The 14,859-nt window shown below is 63.0% G+C and carries 10 protein-coding genes; 4 read left to right on the plus strand and 6 right to left on the minus strand.

Annotated elements, in window-relative coordinates:
• Window position 1: 1 nt before the first annotated feature.
• Window positions 2-460 (plus strand): NfeD family protein, encoded by a 459-nt coding sequence (locus QEO92_RS16745; RefSeq protein WP_227703768.1) that lies wholly within the window; start codon window positions 2-4, stop codon window positions 458-460.
• Between the two features lie 13 nt (window positions 461-473).
• Here QEO92_RS16745 and QEO92_RS16750 read toward each other — a convergent pair whose 3' ends face one another.
• Entirely contained in the window at window positions 474-1,469 is a 996-nt protein-coding gene (locus QEO92_RS16750) for a KpsF/GutQ family sugar-phosphate isomerase (RefSeq protein WP_227703769.1), read from the minus strand.
• Between the two features lie 144 nt (window positions 1,470-1,613).
• Here QEO92_RS16750 and QEO92_RS16755 point away from each other — a divergent pair, with 144 nt between their 5' ends.
• Window positions 1,614-3,134: an outer membrane beta-barrel protein gene (locus QEO92_RS16755; protein WP_227703770.1), complete on the plus strand. Its 1,521-nt coding sequence runs from the start codon at window positions 1,614-1,616 to the stop codon at window positions 3,132-3,134.
• Here QEO92_RS16755 and QEO92_RS16760 read toward each other — a convergent pair.
• Both QEO92_RS16760 and galU read right to left on the minus strand, forming a co-directional pair.
• Window positions 3,124-4,014, minus strand: a complete 891-nt coding sequence (locus QEO92_RS16760) for an ornithine carbamoyltransferase (protein ID WP_227703771.1) — start codon at window positions 4,012-4,014, stop codon at window positions 3,124-3,126. The genes QEO92_RS16755 and QEO92_RS16760 overlap by 11 nt on opposite strands.
• A 95-nt stretch (window positions 4,015-4,109) precedes the next feature.
• Window positions 4,110-4,997 (minus strand): UTP--glucose-1-phosphate uridylyltransferase GalU, encoded by an 888-nt coding sequence (galU, locus tag QEO92_RS16765; protein WP_227703772.1) that lies wholly within the window; start codon window positions 4,995-4,997, stop codon window positions 4,110-4,112.
• A 274-nt stretch (window positions 4,998-5,271) separates the two neighbouring features.
• Here galU and QEO92_RS16770 point away from each other — a divergent pair, with 274 nt between their 5' ends.
• Window positions 5,272-6,420 carry a lytic murein transglycosylase gene (locus QEO92_RS16770; RefSeq protein ID WP_407722106.1) on the plus strand — a complete coding sequence of 383 codons (1,149 nt, stop codon included), beginning with the start codon at window positions 5,272-5,274 and terminating at the stop codon, window positions 6,418-6,420.
• Between the two features lie 71 nt (window positions 6,421-6,491).
• The gene (locus QEO92_RS16775; RefSeq protein WP_227703774.1) at window positions 6,492-7,718 is read left to right on the plus strand and encodes an SGNH/GDSL hydrolase family protein; all 1,227 of its coding nucleotides are present in this window, start codon (window positions 6,492-6,494) and stop codon (window positions 7,716-7,718) included.
• 338 nt (window positions 7,719-8,056) lie between these two features.
• On the opposite strand, the gene QEO92_RS16780 is transcribed toward QEO92_RS16775, so the two are convergent.
• The 3 genes from QEO92_RS16780 to gltB form a co-directional block, all read right to left on the minus strand.
• Window positions 8,057-9,511: a glutamate synthase subunit beta gene (locus tag QEO92_RS16780; protein WP_037155945.1), complete on the minus strand. Its 1,455-nt coding sequence runs from the start codon at window positions 9,509-9,511 to the stop codon at window positions 8,057-8,059.
• A 207-nt stretch (window positions 9,512-9,718) separates the two neighbouring features.
• Window positions 9,719-9,961, minus strand: a complete 243-nt coding sequence (locus QEO92_RS16785) for a hypothetical protein (RefSeq protein WP_152601226.1) — start codon at window positions 9,959-9,961, stop codon at window positions 9,719-9,721.
• A gap of 53 nt (window positions 9,962-10,014) precedes the next feature.
• Window positions 10,015-14,736, minus strand: coding sequence for a glutamate synthase large subunit (gene gltB / locus QEO92_RS16790; protein ID WP_320443031.1), 4,722 nt, complete (start codon window positions 14,734-14,736; stop codon window positions 10,015-10,017).
• Window positions 14,737-14,859 lie beyond the last annotated feature (123 nt).

The raw sequence follows: 14,859 nt of genomic DNA on the forward strand, positions 1-14,859 counted from the left end.
GATGATCCATGATTTGGTGAACGGTCTCGGCCCCTGGAGCTGGTGGATTCTCGGCCTCATCCTGCTGGCCGCCGAACTTGCCGCACCGGGCGTATTCCTGATCTGGATCGGCGCTGCGGCGATCGTCGTTGGCGCGCTCTCGCTTTTGCTCTGGGATACGGCGTTTTGGATCTGGCAGGTCCAGTGGCTGCTTTTCGCCGTGCTGTCGGTTGGTCTGGCCCTCGCCGGGCGCCGCTTCTATGCCGGCCGGAGCGAGCCGAGCGACGAGCCTCTCCTGAACCGGCGCGGCGAAAGCCTGATCGGCCGCACAGCCACTCTCCACGAACCGATCACGGAAGGACGCGGCCGCATCCGCCTGGACGATACCTGGTGGCCGGTCATGGGGCCCGACCTGCCGGCCGGCACACGCGTGAAGGTGGTGACCGCCAGCGGACGTGACCTGACGGTCGAGGCGGACTGAACTCTTTCCGGAATCAGGCGACGCCGACGCGCAGGAGATCGTGGAAATGCACGATGCCGACGGGCTTGCGCTCCGCGTCGATGACGATGAGCGCGCCGATGCTGTGCTTGTTGAGAAGCGCCATGGCGGCCGTCGCAAGAGTTTCCTTGCCGACCGTCTTCGGGCTCGTTGTCATCACGTCGTCGACCGGCGTCTGGCGGAGGTCGAGGTCCAGGTGGCGGGCGATGTCGCCGTCGGTGACGACGCCGCAAAGGCATCCTTCCTCATCGATCACACCGACGCAGCCGAAACGCTTGCGCGACAGTTCCTGAATGGCGTCGGGCATGGTGACGCCCTTCTTCACCAGTGGAATCCGGTCACCGGTATGCATGAGATCGCTGACATGCGAGAGCATTGCGCCGAGTTTGCCGCCCGGATGATAGACACGGAAATCGGTTGCCGAGAAGCCCCGCGCTTCCAGAAGAGCGACGGCGAGCGCATCACCCATGGCAAGCTGCATCAGCGTCGACGTGGTCGGCGCAAGACCATGCGGACAGGCCTCCTGCTCTTTGGGCAGAAGCAGCACGACATCGGCCTCCCGCGCGAGCGTCGAAACCTCGCCGGCGGTCATCGCGATCAGCGGAACGGAGAAACGCCGGGTGAAGGAGACGATGCCCTGCAATTCTGCGGTCTCGCCGCTCCAAGAAAGCGCCAGCACTACATCCCCGGTGGCAATCATGCCGAGATCGCCGTGATTGGCTTCCACGGGATGGACGAAGAAGGCGGGCGTGCCGGTCGATGCAAGGCTCGCAGCGATCTTCCGGCCGATATGGCCACTCTTGCCGACCCCGGTCACGATGACCCGGCCATCGATGCCACCGATGATCTCCACTGCATTGCGAAAGCGATCGCCCAAGCCATTCTGGAGGGCATTATCCAGCGCATCAAGCCCTTGTTTTCCAAAGGCAATGGTCCTCAGCGCAGAGTCGACGACATCATGTTCGACGAGTTGCAAAGCTCTCTTGATCATGGTGAAGCCTTAGCGTTTTTTATATTCGAAGTCCATCAACTTTGCACCGCAACGGCGACATTCCCGGCTTGGTGCGGCACCGCAACCAAACGTTAACTACATCGCTTTACGTTTGGGTAAGCATTCCGATCGCCAGGCGGGCCGATGAAGATCATCACGAGAACAGGCAGGACGCGTGAACGGCGCCGGACGGCGGCCGGCTTGCTGTTTGCCTGCTCAGCGCTTGCCACGCCGGCCGTCGCCCAGACCGCCAGCCCCTTTCCGCCGCAGGGCGGCTCCCTGCCGTCCGTGGCGGACGCCACGGCACCGACTTCACAAACCACCCTCGGCGGAGGTACGGGGACCCAGCCGGCCAGCGGCACGGCGGGTGCTGCCGACGATCCGAACCGGGACGACCCGAATGTCGCAACCGGCGCGGTACCGGGCCCCGTTCCGGATGCCGATCAGGAACCGCCTTACGAGGAAGACCTGAACCAGCCCTACGAGCAGCCGCTCGATCCCGGCGCGGAGCCCATCGACGCGCGGGAACAGCCGCGCGAGCCGGGTGATCCGACCGGCATCCGGCTGGGCAGCTTTCTCCTCCGCCCCACGGTCACCAACGGCGTCAACACGGAAATCACCCGTTCCAATGGCAGCGAGCGTCGCCGCGACTACTTCTCGACGGTAATCCGCGGCACCCTCTCCTCCGACTGGTCGCGCCATTCACTGACGGTGACCGGCGAAGGAACCCTTGAGCGCAACTTTCGCGGCGGTGACGAAGGCGAACGGCCAGAAGCCAACATCGATGCGGATCTGCGGCTGGATCTTGCCGACGATACCATCGCCCATATCACGGGCGGCTACAGCTTCTCCCGCGAAGACGACTACGACCCGAACGCGATCGGTGGCGCCACGACCCAATCGGGCGTCAACGAATTTACCGGCGGCCTCTCGGTGGAGCGCGATCTCGGTAAAATCCATGGCACCGCCGCACTCGATCTTTCCCGTGCCATCTATACCGACGCCAAACTCTCGGACGGCACCGTCGTGAGCATGAAGGATCGCAACCGCAGCGGTATCGACGGCAGGCTGCGGCTTGGCTACGAGCTCTCGCCGGCCCTGATCCCTTACGTCGAAGTGGCGACCGGCCACACATTCTACGACCAGAAGCGCGACAATTCCGGTTACGCCCGCTCCTCGCAGAGCTATGCGGCACGCGGCGGCGTGGAATTCGATTTCGGCGAGAAGTTGCGCGGCGAGATCGGCACCGGCTATGAGTTCGTCGATTACGAGGACAGCCGCCTGAAATCGGTGAACGCGATCACCTTCAACGGCAATGCGATCTGGTCGCCGCAGCGTGGCACCGATGTCAATCTCGGCCTGCGCACAACGGTGCAGGATTCCACCACGCCGGGCCAGAGCGGCTGGGTGGAATATCAGGCAACCGCGGGACTGACGCACGAAATGCGCGATCATCTCGTGGCGCGCCTTACCGGAAGCTCCACCTACCGCGATTTCTCAAGCGGCGGCAGCGACGAGACCGTCTGGGTGGCCGGCGCCGGTCTTACCTGGGCGATCAACCGTTATCTCGACCTGACCGGCGACGTGGAATACGAGCAGGCGGATGGCGGCGGCTCCGATGAACGCATCGTCCGCGCCGGCGTCGGGCTTACCGTCAAGCGGTGATATCCGGCCGACCGGCGATCCATTCCATGAGCGCGTTCTGGGCATGCAGGAGAAATGCCTTCGCCGGAGTGCTCTGACAGACGGAATGAAGCATGGCATCCGCCGTCACCTCCTGTCCCCGCATGACCGGCGGACAGGGAATGAAGATCGCGTCGGCACGGCAGTCGTCCAGAATCGCCGCCGATATCCGATAATCGGCGAGCGCGCTCTCTTCCGCCCCGCCCGGCCACGAGTCCGTCAGGATAACGTCGGCATCCTCAAGTTCGCGCATATTCTCGCTGACTCGGAAATTCCGGTTGACGAGCGCCGGCTCCCGGATATGCCATCTCTGCGGAAAAACCTGCACCACCTCGATGGGCAGCGAGATCGATGCCTCGACCCACGACCGAAGTATATTGGCGTCCGGTGCGACACCGGCGATCTTCAATCTCTCGATGCCGCCCCGCCTGCTGCTGATATAGGCAAGATCGCCGAGCGTCTCGCAGGGATGGTTCGACCGTGTCCGCGCATTGATCACCGGAGCCTTGGCATTCGCCGCGAGTTCGCGAAGTCCGGCAAGCTCCCGCGTGCGGATGACGATCATGTCGAACCAGTTGTCGAGATAGCCTGCGAGGTCGGCGATCGCCTCCCGTCCGCCAAGGCTCACCGGCGCGTCGATGCAGAAGCCGCCCATCGCCTGGATGCCGAGATCGAAGGCCGTGGTGTTGCGCCAGCCGCCATCATCGACGATGAACGCGATGCGCTTGCCGGAAAGGCTCCGGGGCATCCGCCGCGCGCGCCAAGCCTGCGCCAGTTCGCCGGCACGGGCAAGGACCGCCAGGACGATCTCCGCCGGCAGGTCGTGGAATTCGAGAAAATCCGTGTCTGCCTGGACGTCCATGGTCGATATGCATCTCCAAAAAGGGAGAACCCCTTACAGCAGGGCCACAAGGGGTTCTTCCGACATTCCGGCCGCAGGTTCCGGCCTCTCCCGTCCTACTTCAGCGATGCGATAAGCGCCTTGAGCGGCTCCTCGATCGCCGGGCGGATATCGGCGCGCTGCAGGGCAAAAGCGAGGTTCGCCAGGATGAAACCATCCTTGGCGCCGCAGTCATAGGTCTCGCCGGTGAACTTGTAGGCCGAGAACTCCTGGCTCTTCGCGAGCGTCAGCATGCCGTCGGTGAGCTGGATCTCGTTGCCGGCGCCGCGCTCCTGGGTCTCCAGGATCTTGAAGATTTCCGGCTGCAGGATATAGCGGCCGTTGATGTAGAGATTGGACGGCGCAGTCCCCTTCGGCGGCTTCTCCACCATCTGCGTGATCCTGAACCCGTTGCCGACCGCCTCGCCGACGCCGACGATGCCGTATTTATGCGCCTGGTCCGGATCGCATTCCTGCACGGCGAGCACATTGCCGCCGGTCTTCTCGTAAAGCTCCACCATCCCCCGGAGGCAGCCCTTCTCGGCCGACATGATCATGTCGGGCAGGAGCACCGCGAAGGGCTCGCTGCCTACGATGTCCCGGGCGCACCAGACCGCATGGCCAAGCCCGAGCGGCACCTGCTGGCGCGTGAAGCTTGCCGTGCCCGCCTTCGGCAGAAGGCCGGCGAGCAGTGTCAGCTCGGCATTCTTGTTGCGTTCGCGCAGCATCTGTTCCAGCTCGTACTGGATGTCGAAATAGTCTTCGATAACGGCCTTGCCGCGACCGGTCACGAAAACGAAATGCTCGATGCCCGCTTCCGCCGCCTCGTCCACCACGTACTGAATGACCGGCTTGTCCACCACGGTCAGCATTTCCTTCGGCACCGCTTTGGTCGCGGGCAGGAAGCGCGTGCCCAGACCTGCGACGGGAAACACTGCCTTACGGATCTTCTGTTGTTGTGCCACTCATGCCTCCTGAAAGCACATCATCGTGCGAGTTGTTCGATTCCGGTCCTCTAGCGTCGATTTGCTACCGTTTCGCAAAGACTGCCGCTGGCCGGATTTCCATGGTAAAGAATTTGTTGACCGTATTCTGTTATTACATCGTTAAGCCGCATGCCACTCTCGCCTTCGGGCTTGGTTAAAGGAAGAATGGACACGACTGCCGATGAAGATACTTCGCACCAACCTCTTGCGCGGATTTGTTTTCTCCCTGTGCGCTGGGTTCGCTGTCGCAAGCATGCCGATAGATGCCCGGGCTGACGCCGGTTTCAAGGCTTGGATTACAAAATTCTACCCGACTGCCGCAAAGAGCGGGATTTCCCGTTCCACCTATGAAAGAGCCTTTGCCGGCATTACCGAACCCGACCGGGACGTGCTTGAAAAGGCGCAGTTCCAGCCTGAATTCAAATCGAAGATCTGGGACTATCTCGATTCCCGCGTCAATCCCTATACCGTGCGTATCGGTCGCGAGATGGCCGCAAGGCATGGCTCCACGCTCAACGCCCTGGAACGGCATTTCGGCGTCGACAAGCACATCCTGCTTGCCATCTGGTCGATGGAATCCAATTACGGCGCCGCACTGGACAATCCCGAGCGCCTGCACCACATCCCGCAAGCGCTTGCGACCCTTGCATGGGGTGATTCGAGGCGCTCCAATTATGCCCGCAAGCAGCTCGTCGCAGCCTTGAAGATTCTCCAGTCCGGTGATGTCGCACCGAGGCAGCTCACCGGCTCCTGGGCAGGCGCCATGGGTCACACCCAGTTCATTCCGACCAGCTACCTGCTCTACGCCGTCGACGCAGACGGCAACGGCAAGCGCGACATCTGGCATTCGGTGCCGGATGCGCTTGCGACCTCCGCCAACCTGCTCGCCAAGAACGGTTGGCAATCAGGCAAGACCTGGGGTTACGAAACGGCAGTTCCGGCAAGCGGCGCGCGTTACGAAGGCCAGACCAAAACGTTGGCCGAATGGGCGAAGCTTGGTTTCGCCCGTCCGAACGGCAAGGGCTTTCCGCGCGGCGCGGATCGCGCAGAACTGAAGCTCATGGCCGGCACGAATGGCCCGGCCTTCCTGATGCTCAAGAATTTCTTCGTGGTGAAGCGATATAATGCCGCCGACAGCTATGCGCTCGCCGTCGGCCTGCTCGCCGACGAGATCGCCGGTTACGGCGGCATGCAGCAGGCATGGCCGCGTCCGGACGGCACGCTCGACATCAGGCAGAAGTTCGAGCTGCAATCGCGCATGAAGGAGCTCGGCTATTACAACGGCGAGGTCGATGGCAATTTCGGCTCCGGCTCGAAGGCAGCCATTTCCGAGATCCAGAAGCGGCTCGGCATGCAGCAAAGCGGCGAACCCTCACGGCAGCTTCTCGAAGCTTTGCGTTGACAAGCAGGCGTAGTGCTCCACATGGTTTTCCGATGGTCCAGCACCTGTAGAGCGTGCGAGGCGTACGAGGCATGAAGGCTTTGTGGAAAACCAGCGGACAAGGAGGTTGGGCTCGTCTGGGCGCGGTTTTGCTTGCGCTGTTGCTCGCCTTGCCGTTCGGTACCTCGCCCGCCACCGCCCAGGAGCCGGCCCCGCGGCGCAACCTCTTCGACCTGCTGTTCGGCGGCCCCCGCTATGAGCGCTACGAGCGATACGAACCTTACGAGCGTGCGCCCCGTCGGCGTTATAACCGTGACGGCTCGATCATCGAGGTGAAACCACGGCCGCGCAAACCGGCCCCTCGCCGCGCCGCGGCGCCGCGCCCGCCGCAGCCGGTCGCACCTCCCGCCCCCGAGCCCGTCGCGAAGCTGGAGAACGCCAGGCAGATCCTCGTGGTCGGCGACTTCATGGCCGGCGGCCTTGGCAGCGAACTGGAGAATGCGTTCGCGACGTCTCCCGGCGTCGCCGTCGTCGAACGCAGCGACGGTTCCTCCGGCCTCGTCCGCAAGGATCATTTCGACTGGTCGGCCGAACTGCCGGCCATGCTCGACGAAGCAAAGCCCGCCATCGTCGTGGTGATGGTCGGCGCCAACGATCGCCAGCAGATGCAGATCGGCGGCACGCGCGAAAAGTTTCGCAGCGAGGCCTGGTTCAAGGAATACGAGACGCGCGTGGCAGAGCTCGCCGGCATCGTCGCCTCCCGGAAGCTGCCGCTGCTCTGGGTCGGCCTGCCCTCGTTCCAGTCGCCCTCCATGATGGCCGATGCGGTGACGCTGAACGCCATCTACCGGAGCCAAACGGAGAAGGCGGGAGGCGAATTCGTCGATATCTGGGACGGCTTCGTGGACGAGGACGGCAAGTTCATCCTGACGGGCTCGGACGTTAACGGCCAACAGGCGCGGCTGCGCAGTTCCGACGGGATTACCTTCACCAAGGCCGGCAAGCAGAAGCTCGCCTTCTATGTCGAGAAACTGGTCCGCCGGCATCTCGGGGAAATGGCGAGCCCCGACGTCGTCAAGCTTGATTCCAGCAGTCTGCCCTCCCTGTCCGCGCTGCCGGCCGCGCCCGGTCAAGCTATCCCGACCCATCCGATCAGCCTGTCAGACCCCGAGCTTGACGGCGGCAAGGACCTGCTCGGCGCGGCACCACTTCCCTCGATCCTCGTGGAAACGCCGCGCGACAAACTGGTCAAGCGGGGAGAGCTTGCCCCCGCCCCGGCCGGACGGATCGATGATTATCGGATTCCAGCGGCGCAGTGAGCTACCGGCCGGCAGTAACCGCCTCTCTTCCTACACGAATTGGGAAGACCCCATATCGTAACTTTGGAGCAGTCCGCCCCCTCTGGCCTGCCGGCCATCCCCCCCACAGGTGGGGAGATTACAAGCGGCCCGGCCTTCCCGCCTCTCTCGTTATTTCCGTCGCAGCAGGCCATCTGTTGAACAGTACGCCTCTTGTTTGGGGAAACCGGTGCGTCCAGCCGATCTCCCCACCTGTGGGGGAGATGGCCGGCAGGCTAGAGGGGGGCGGACTTGTTACGGCTTAACGGAATTTCCACCAGCCCCGAAAGCAGGGCTTGGACAAGCCCCCATTACCGAACTTACCGCGGCAATACAGAGCTTCCCATCAGCGCCTCGTCGATCGCTCGCGCCGCCTGGCGGCCTTCGCGGATCGCCCAGACGACCAGCGACTGGCCGCGGCGCACATCGCCCGCCGTCCAGAACTTGTCGACCGAGGTCTTGTAGTCGCGGTCGTTGGCAACGACATTGGTCGAGCCGCGCCGGTCGAGATTGACATCGAGCTTGCCTTCGAGCTCGGTCAGCACGCCCTCCTTGAGCGGCCCGGAAAAGCCGATCGCGATGAAGGCAAGGTCCGCCTTGATGATGAATTCCGTGCCGGCGATCGGCTTGCGGCGCTCGTCGACTTCGCAGCAGCGCACACCGGTAAGCTGGCCGTCTTCGCCGATGAATTCGAGCGTCGCCACCTGGAATTCGCGCACGGCGCCTTCGGCCTGCGACGACGAGGTGCGCATCTTGGTCGCCCAAAAGGGCCAGACAGCGAGCTTGTCTTCCTTCTCCGGCGGCTGCGGGCGGATGTCGAGCTGGGTTACCTTGACGGCGCCCTGCCGGAATGCCGTGCCGACGCAGTCGGACGCCGTATCGCCGCCGCCGACGACCACCACATGCTTGGCGCCGGCGAGGATCGGATCGGACGGCCAGGCGACGCTGTCGATATTCTCGCGGCCGGTGCGGCGGTTCTGCTGCACGAGATAGGGCATCGCGTCATAGACGCCGTGCAGGTCGGCGCCCGGAATGCCGGCCGGGCGCGGGGTTTCCGAACCGCCGCAATAAAGCACCGCATCGTGATCGGAAAGCAGCTTTTCGACCGGCATGTCCACGCCGACATTGACGCCGGTATGGAAAGTCACGCCCTCGCCCTTCATCTGCTCGACCCGCCGGTCGATGAAGTTCTTCTCCATCTTGAAGTCCGGAATGCCGTAGCGCAGGAGCCCGCCGGGCTTCGACTCGCGCTCGTAGACATGCACGTCGTGGCCGGCGCGGCCGAGCTGCTGGGCCGCAGCCATGCCGGCGGGGCCGGAGCCGATGATCGCGACCTTCTTGCCTGTGTGCACGGTCGCCGGCTGTGGCGCGATGAAGCCCAATTCATAGGCCTTGTCAGCGATCGCTTGCTCGACTGTCTTGATGGCAACCGGCGCATCCTCCAGATTGAGCGTGCAGGCCTCCTCGCAAGGGGCGGGGCAGACGCGGCCGGTGAATTCCGGGAAGTTGTTGGTGGAATGGAGGTTGCGGATCGCCTCCTCCCACTTGTTGTTGTAGACGAGGTCGTTCCAGTCTGGGATCTGGTTGTGCACCGGACAGCCGGTCGGCCCGTGGCAATAGGGAATGCCACAGTCCATGCAGCGCGCCGCCTGCTTGGTGACTTCCGCATCCGACATCGGGATCGTGAATTCGCGGAAATGGCGGATGCGGTCGGAGGCCGGCTGATACTTCGCCACCTGCCGGTCGATTTCCAGGAAACCCGTTACCTTGCCCACTCGTTTGCCCTCACACCTAAACTACAGAGCCAAAGGCCCCCAATACCAGTAGGCAAGGCCTAGGCCCGCCCCCAGTGCGATGAATTCCAGTCCCAGCGTACCATTCGACAGGTAAATCGCTGCAGGAACTGCGGCGGCAACAACCAGAGAAACCAGTCCATGGGCAATGCGCATAACCACTTTCCTAATTTCACTGTTGCCAGCCAGTTATTCGAAAGGTTTCACCGTCTCTGGCCAGGTGCCATTTTCCCATTCAACGAATGGATTAAACTTGTCCCACATGGCCTCACATGCCGCCTCTTCCGCAGGATGGATTGTAATAGCTCCATCCCTCTCCTGACGGATGATGATCTTCTCTCCTTCGAGAAAGAAGTCATCCGGAATAGCAACGAGACGACGCTTGCCCTCTCTGATGATCTTACCTTCGTGCTCTTTCGCAATTGGTCCCATCGGCGCCTCCATCATAAGTTGAGAACTCATAACATAAGGCGCCGACAGTTTAACTACTCCGCCGCGATCCCCATCCGCATGCGCTCCATTTCCTCCAGCGCACGCCGGTACTCGACCGGCATGACCTTGCGGAATTTCGGCCGGTACTCGCTCCAGCGATCGAGGATTTCCTTGGCGCGGTTCGAGCCCGTGTAGTGCAGATGGTTGGAGATGAGCTGGTAGAGGCGCTCCTCGTCGTGGCGCGTCATGTCCTCGGAAACGTCGACGCGCCCCTTGTGCATGAGGTCGCCGCCGTGATGGTGCAGCTTCTCCAGCATGTCGTCCTCTTCCGGCACCGGTTCGAGTTCGACCATCGCCATGTTGCAGCGTTTGGCGAAATCGCCGCTTTCGTCGAGCACATAGGCCACGCCTCCGGACATGCCGGCCGCGAAATTGCGCCCCGTCTCGCCGAGAACCACGACAATGCCGCCGGTCATGTATTCGCAGCCATGGTCGCCCACGCCTTCGACGACGGCGATGGCGCCGGAGTTACGCACCGCGAAGCGCTCGCCCGCCACGCCGCGGAAATAGCATTCGCCGGTGATCGCACCATAAAGCACGGTATTGCCGACGATGATCGCGTTCTCCGCCGCGAGCTTCGAGTTTTCCGGCGGGCGCACGATGATCCGGCCGCCGGACAGGCCCTTGCCCACGTAATCGTTGCCGTCGCCCACCAGGTCGAAGGTGATGCCGCGCGCAAGGAAGGCGCCGAAGGACTGGCCGGCCGTGCCGCGCAACGTCACATGGATCGTATCGTCCTTGAGGCCCTTGTGACCCCAGCGCTTGGCAAGCGCACCGGACAGCATCGCTCCGGCGGAACGGTCGACGTTCTTGATCGGCACTTCGAAGACCACCGGCTCCTTGCTCTCAAGTGCCGCTTGCGACTTTTCGATCAGCTTGCGGTCGAGAACGTCGTCGATCGGATGCTTCTGGCGGGTCGTCCAGTAGGTCGCTTCCTTGGGAGCTTCCACCTTGTGGAAGATCTTCGTGAAGTCGAGCCCCCTGGCCTTCCAGTGAGCGAGCATTCCGTCCTTCTCCAGCAGTTCCGACATGCCGATGATGTCGTCGAGCCTGGTGAAGCCGAGCGAGGCGAGGATCTCCCGCACTTCCTCGGCCACGAAGAAGAAATAGTTGATGACGTGCTCGGGCGTGCCCTTGAAGCGCTTGCGCAGGACCGGGTCCTGGGTAGCGACGCCCACGGGACAAGTGTTCAGATGGCACTTGCGCATCATGATGCAGCCGGCGGCAATCAACGGCGCGGTCGCGAAGCCGAATTCGTCGGCGCCGAGCAGCGCGCCGATGATGACGTCGCGGCCGGTCTTGAGGCCCCCGTCGACCTGCAGCGCGATGCGCGAACGAAGTCCGTTCAGAACCAGCGTCTGCTGGGTTTCCGCAAGGCCGATCTCCCACGGGCTGCCGGCATGCTTCAGCGAGGTGAGCGGCGATGCGCCCGTGCCGCCGTCGAAACCCGCGACCGTGATATGATCGGCGCGCGCCTTGGCGACGCCCGCCGCAACCGTGCCCACACCCACTTCCGAGACGAGCTTGACGGAAATGTCCGAGGTCGGATTGACGTTCTTCAGGTCGTAGATGAGCTGCGCCAGGTCTTCGATCGAATAGATGTCATGGTGCGGCGGCGGCGAGATGAGGCCGACGCCCGGCGTGGAATGCCGGGTCTTGGCGACGGTCGCATCCACCTTGTGGCCGGGCAGCTGGCCGCCTTCGCCGGGCTTGGCACCCTGCGCCACCTTGATCTGCAGCATGTCGGCATTGACCAGGTATTCGGTGGTCACGCCGAAGCGACCGGAAGCGACCTGCTTGATCGCCGATCGTTCCGGGTTCATCGAACCGTCCGGCAGCGGCATATAACGATCGCTTTCCTCGCCGCCCTCGCCGGTGTTCGATTTGCCGCCGATCCGGTTCATGGCGATCGCCAGTGTCGTATGCGCCTCGCGGGAAATCGAGCCGAAGGACATCGCCCCCGTGGAGAAACGCCTGACGATGTTCGCAGCCGGCTCCACCTCGTCGATCGGGACGGGCTTGCGGCCGATCTCGCCAGCCGTCTTGATCTTGAAGAGGCCGCGGATCGTGTTCATCCGCGACGATGTCTCGTTCACCATCTCGGCGAATTCGCGGTAGCGATCCTGGCTGTTGCCACGCACCGCATGCTGCAGCGAGGCGATGGCATCCGGTGTCCAGGCATGGCTTTCGCCGCGCATGCGATAGGCATATTCGCCGCCGATATCGAGCGTCGAGGCCAGAACCGGGTCCTTGCCGAATGCCGCATGGTGACGGGTGACGGTTTCCTCGGCGATCTCCTTCAGACCCACGCCTTCGATCGTCGTCGCTGTGCCGAAGAAATACTTCTCGACCAGTTCCGACGACAGGCCGACGGCGTCGAAGATCTGCGCGCCGCAATAGGACTGGTAGGTGGAAATGCCCATCTTGGACATGACCTTCAGGATGCCCTTGCCCACCGCCTTGATGTAACGATAGACGATTTCCTGGGCATCGACCTCCTTCGGGAATTCGCCGCGGGCGTGCATGTCGACCAGCGTGTCGAAAGCGAGATAGGGGTTGATCGCCTCCGCCCCGAACCCGGCAAGACAGCAGAAGTGGTGGATTTCGCGCGGTTCGCCGGATTCCACGACGAGGCCGACGGACGTGCGCAGGCCCTTGCGGATCAGGTGATGGTGCACGGCCGCGGTCGCAAGCAGCGCCGGGATCGCGATACGGTCCGGTCCGATCTGCCGGTCGGAAAGCACGATGATGTTGTAGCCGCCCTTGACCGCCGCTTCCGCCCGCTCGCAGAGCCGGTCGAGCATTTCCGGCATGCCTTCGGCGCCCCGCTCGATGTCATAGGTGAAGTCGAGCGTCTTGGTATCGAAGCGGTCTTCCGTGTGGCCGATCGAGCGGATCTTTTCCAGATCCCCGTTGGTCAGGATGGGCTGGCGCACTTCCAGACGCTTGGCATTCGCCATGCCCTCATGGTCGAGGATGTTGGGACGCGGACCGATGAAGGACACGAGGCTCATGACGAGTTCCTCGCGGATCGGGTCGATCGGCGGATTTGTCACCTGCGCGAAGTTCTGCTTGAAATAGGTGTAGAGCAGCTTCGACTTCATCGACATCGCTGAGATCGGCGTATCGGTGCCCATCGAGCCAATCGCTTCCTGGCCGGTCGTCGCCATCGGCGACATCAGTATCTTGGTGTCCTCGCTCGTGTAGCCGAAGGCCTGCTGGCGGTCGAGCAGCGACACGTCGCGACGCAGCGCCCTGGGCTCCACCGGCTTCAGGTCCTCCAGGATGAGCTGCGTGCGGTCGAGCCAGTTGCGATAGGGATGCTTGGTCGCAAGCTCGCTCTTCACCTCCTCATCGGAGATGATGCGGCCCTTTTCCATGTCGATCAGCAGCATCTTGCCCGGCTGCAGGCGCCACTTCTTGATGATGGTCTCTTCCGGCACCGGCAGGACGCCGGCCTCGGACGCCATGATGACGCGGTCGTCGTCGGTGACGACGTAGCGGGCCGGACGCAGACCGTTGCGGTCGAGCGTCGCGCCGATCTGCTTGCCGTCGGTGAAGGCGACCGCCGCCGGACCGTCCCACGGCTCCATCAGCGCCGCATGGTATTCGTAGAAGGCCTTGCGGTCCTTCGACATGGACTGGTTGCCGGCCCAGGCTTCCGGGATCAGCATCATCACGGCATGGGCAAGCGAATATCCGCCGCGCACGAGGAACTCGAGCGCGTTGTCGAAACAGGCCGTATCCGACTGACCTTCGTAGGAGATCGGCCAGAGCTTGGAAATGTCGTCGCCGAAAAGCGGCGAGGAGACAGATGCCTGACGCGCCGCCATCCAGTTGACGTTGCCGCGCAGCGTGTTGATCTCGCCGTTATGGGCGACCATGCGGTAGGGGTGCGCAAGCTTCCAGGACGGGAAGGTGTTGGTCGAAAACCGCTGGTGCACCAGCGCCACGGCCGTTTCGAAACGCGGGTCCGACAGGTCCTTGTAATAGGCGCCGACCTGATAGGCCAGGAACATGCCCTTGTAGACGATGGTCGAGGACGACAGCGAGACCGGATAGAAACCGGTCTCCTGGCCGCCGAAGGCGTCGTAGATACGGTTGGAGATCACCTTGCGGACGAGGAAGAGCTGGCGCTCGAACTCAAGGTTCGTCGCAGCATCCCGGCCGGCGCCGATGAAGACTTGCAGGTGATAGGGCTCGGTCGCTGCGATGTCCGGCGCCTTGGAGAGCGAGGAATTATCGACCGGCACTTCGCGGAAGCCGAGGAACTGCTGCCCCTCCTCCGCGATCACGTCGACGATGACCTTCTTGAAATGTTCGATCTGATCGGCGTCGCGCGGCATGAAGAAATGGCCGACGGCGTATTCGCCGGCCTTCGGCAGGGTAACACCCTGTGCCGCCATCTCCTCGCGGAAGAAGCGGTCGGGGATCTGCACGAGAATCCCGGCACCATCGCCCATCAGCGGATCGGCTCCGACAGCGCCGCGATGTGTCAGGTTTTCAAGAATGAAGAGGCCGTCCTTGACGATCTGGTGCGACTTCTTCCCCTTCATATGCGCGATGAAGCCGACGCCGCAGGCATCGTGCTCGTTGCGGGGGTCATAGAGACCCTGGCGCATTGGCACACCGGAGGCGACAAAGGGGACGCGTGCATTCGTCTCGGCGGAGGCCTGAGCCTGATGGCCGGGCACCTGGGAGATCATCTTCGTCATCGTCATTCCTCCTGTTGGCCGCGTCGAAGCGGGCAAAGTGGCTTTCATTTGTCTCGTTCGGATGACAGACTGCCCGCCACCCTCTTTCACGCGATGGCGCCGCTCCAGCGTCAGATGCAGCTT

Origin of the sequence: Neorhizobium petrolearium (assembly GCF_029854435.1) — a bacterium.
Taxonomy (GTDB): Bacteria; Pseudomonadota; Alphaproteobacteria; order Rhizobiales; family Rhizobiaceae; genus Neorhizobium; species Neorhizobium petrolearium.

Coding starts and splice junctions, on each gene's coding strand:
- QEO92_RS16745 (WP_227703768.1), top strand. CDS start 2: ATGATCCATGATTTGGTGAACGGTCTCGGCCCCTGGAGCTGGTGGATT.
- QEO92_RS16750 (WP_227703769.1), bottom strand. CDS start 1,469: ATGATCAAGAGAGCTTTGCAACTCGTCGAACATGATGTCGTCGACTCT.
- QEO92_RS16755 (WP_227703770.1), top strand. CDS start 1,614: ATGAAGATCATCACGAGAACAGGCAGGACGCGTGAACGGCGCCGGACG.
- QEO92_RS16760 (WP_227703771.1), bottom strand. CDS start 4,014: ATGGACGTCCAGGCAGACACGGATTTTCTCGAATTCCACGACCTGCCG.
- QEO92_RS16770 (WP_407722106.1), top strand. CDS start 5,272: ATGCCGATAGATGCCCGGGCTGACGCCGGTTTCAAGGCTTGGATTACA.
- QEO92_RS16775 (WP_227703774.1), top strand. CDS start 6,492: ATGAAGGCTTTGTGGAAAACCAGCGGACAAGGAGGTTGGGCTCGTCTG.
- QEO92_RS16785 (WP_152601226.1), bottom strand. CDS start 9,961: ATGGGACCAATTGCGAAAGAGCACGAAGGTAAGATCATCAGAGAGGGC.
- gltB (WP_320443031.1), bottom strand. CDS start 14,736: ATGACGAAGATGATCTCCCAGGTGCCCGGCCATCAGGCTCAGGCCTCC.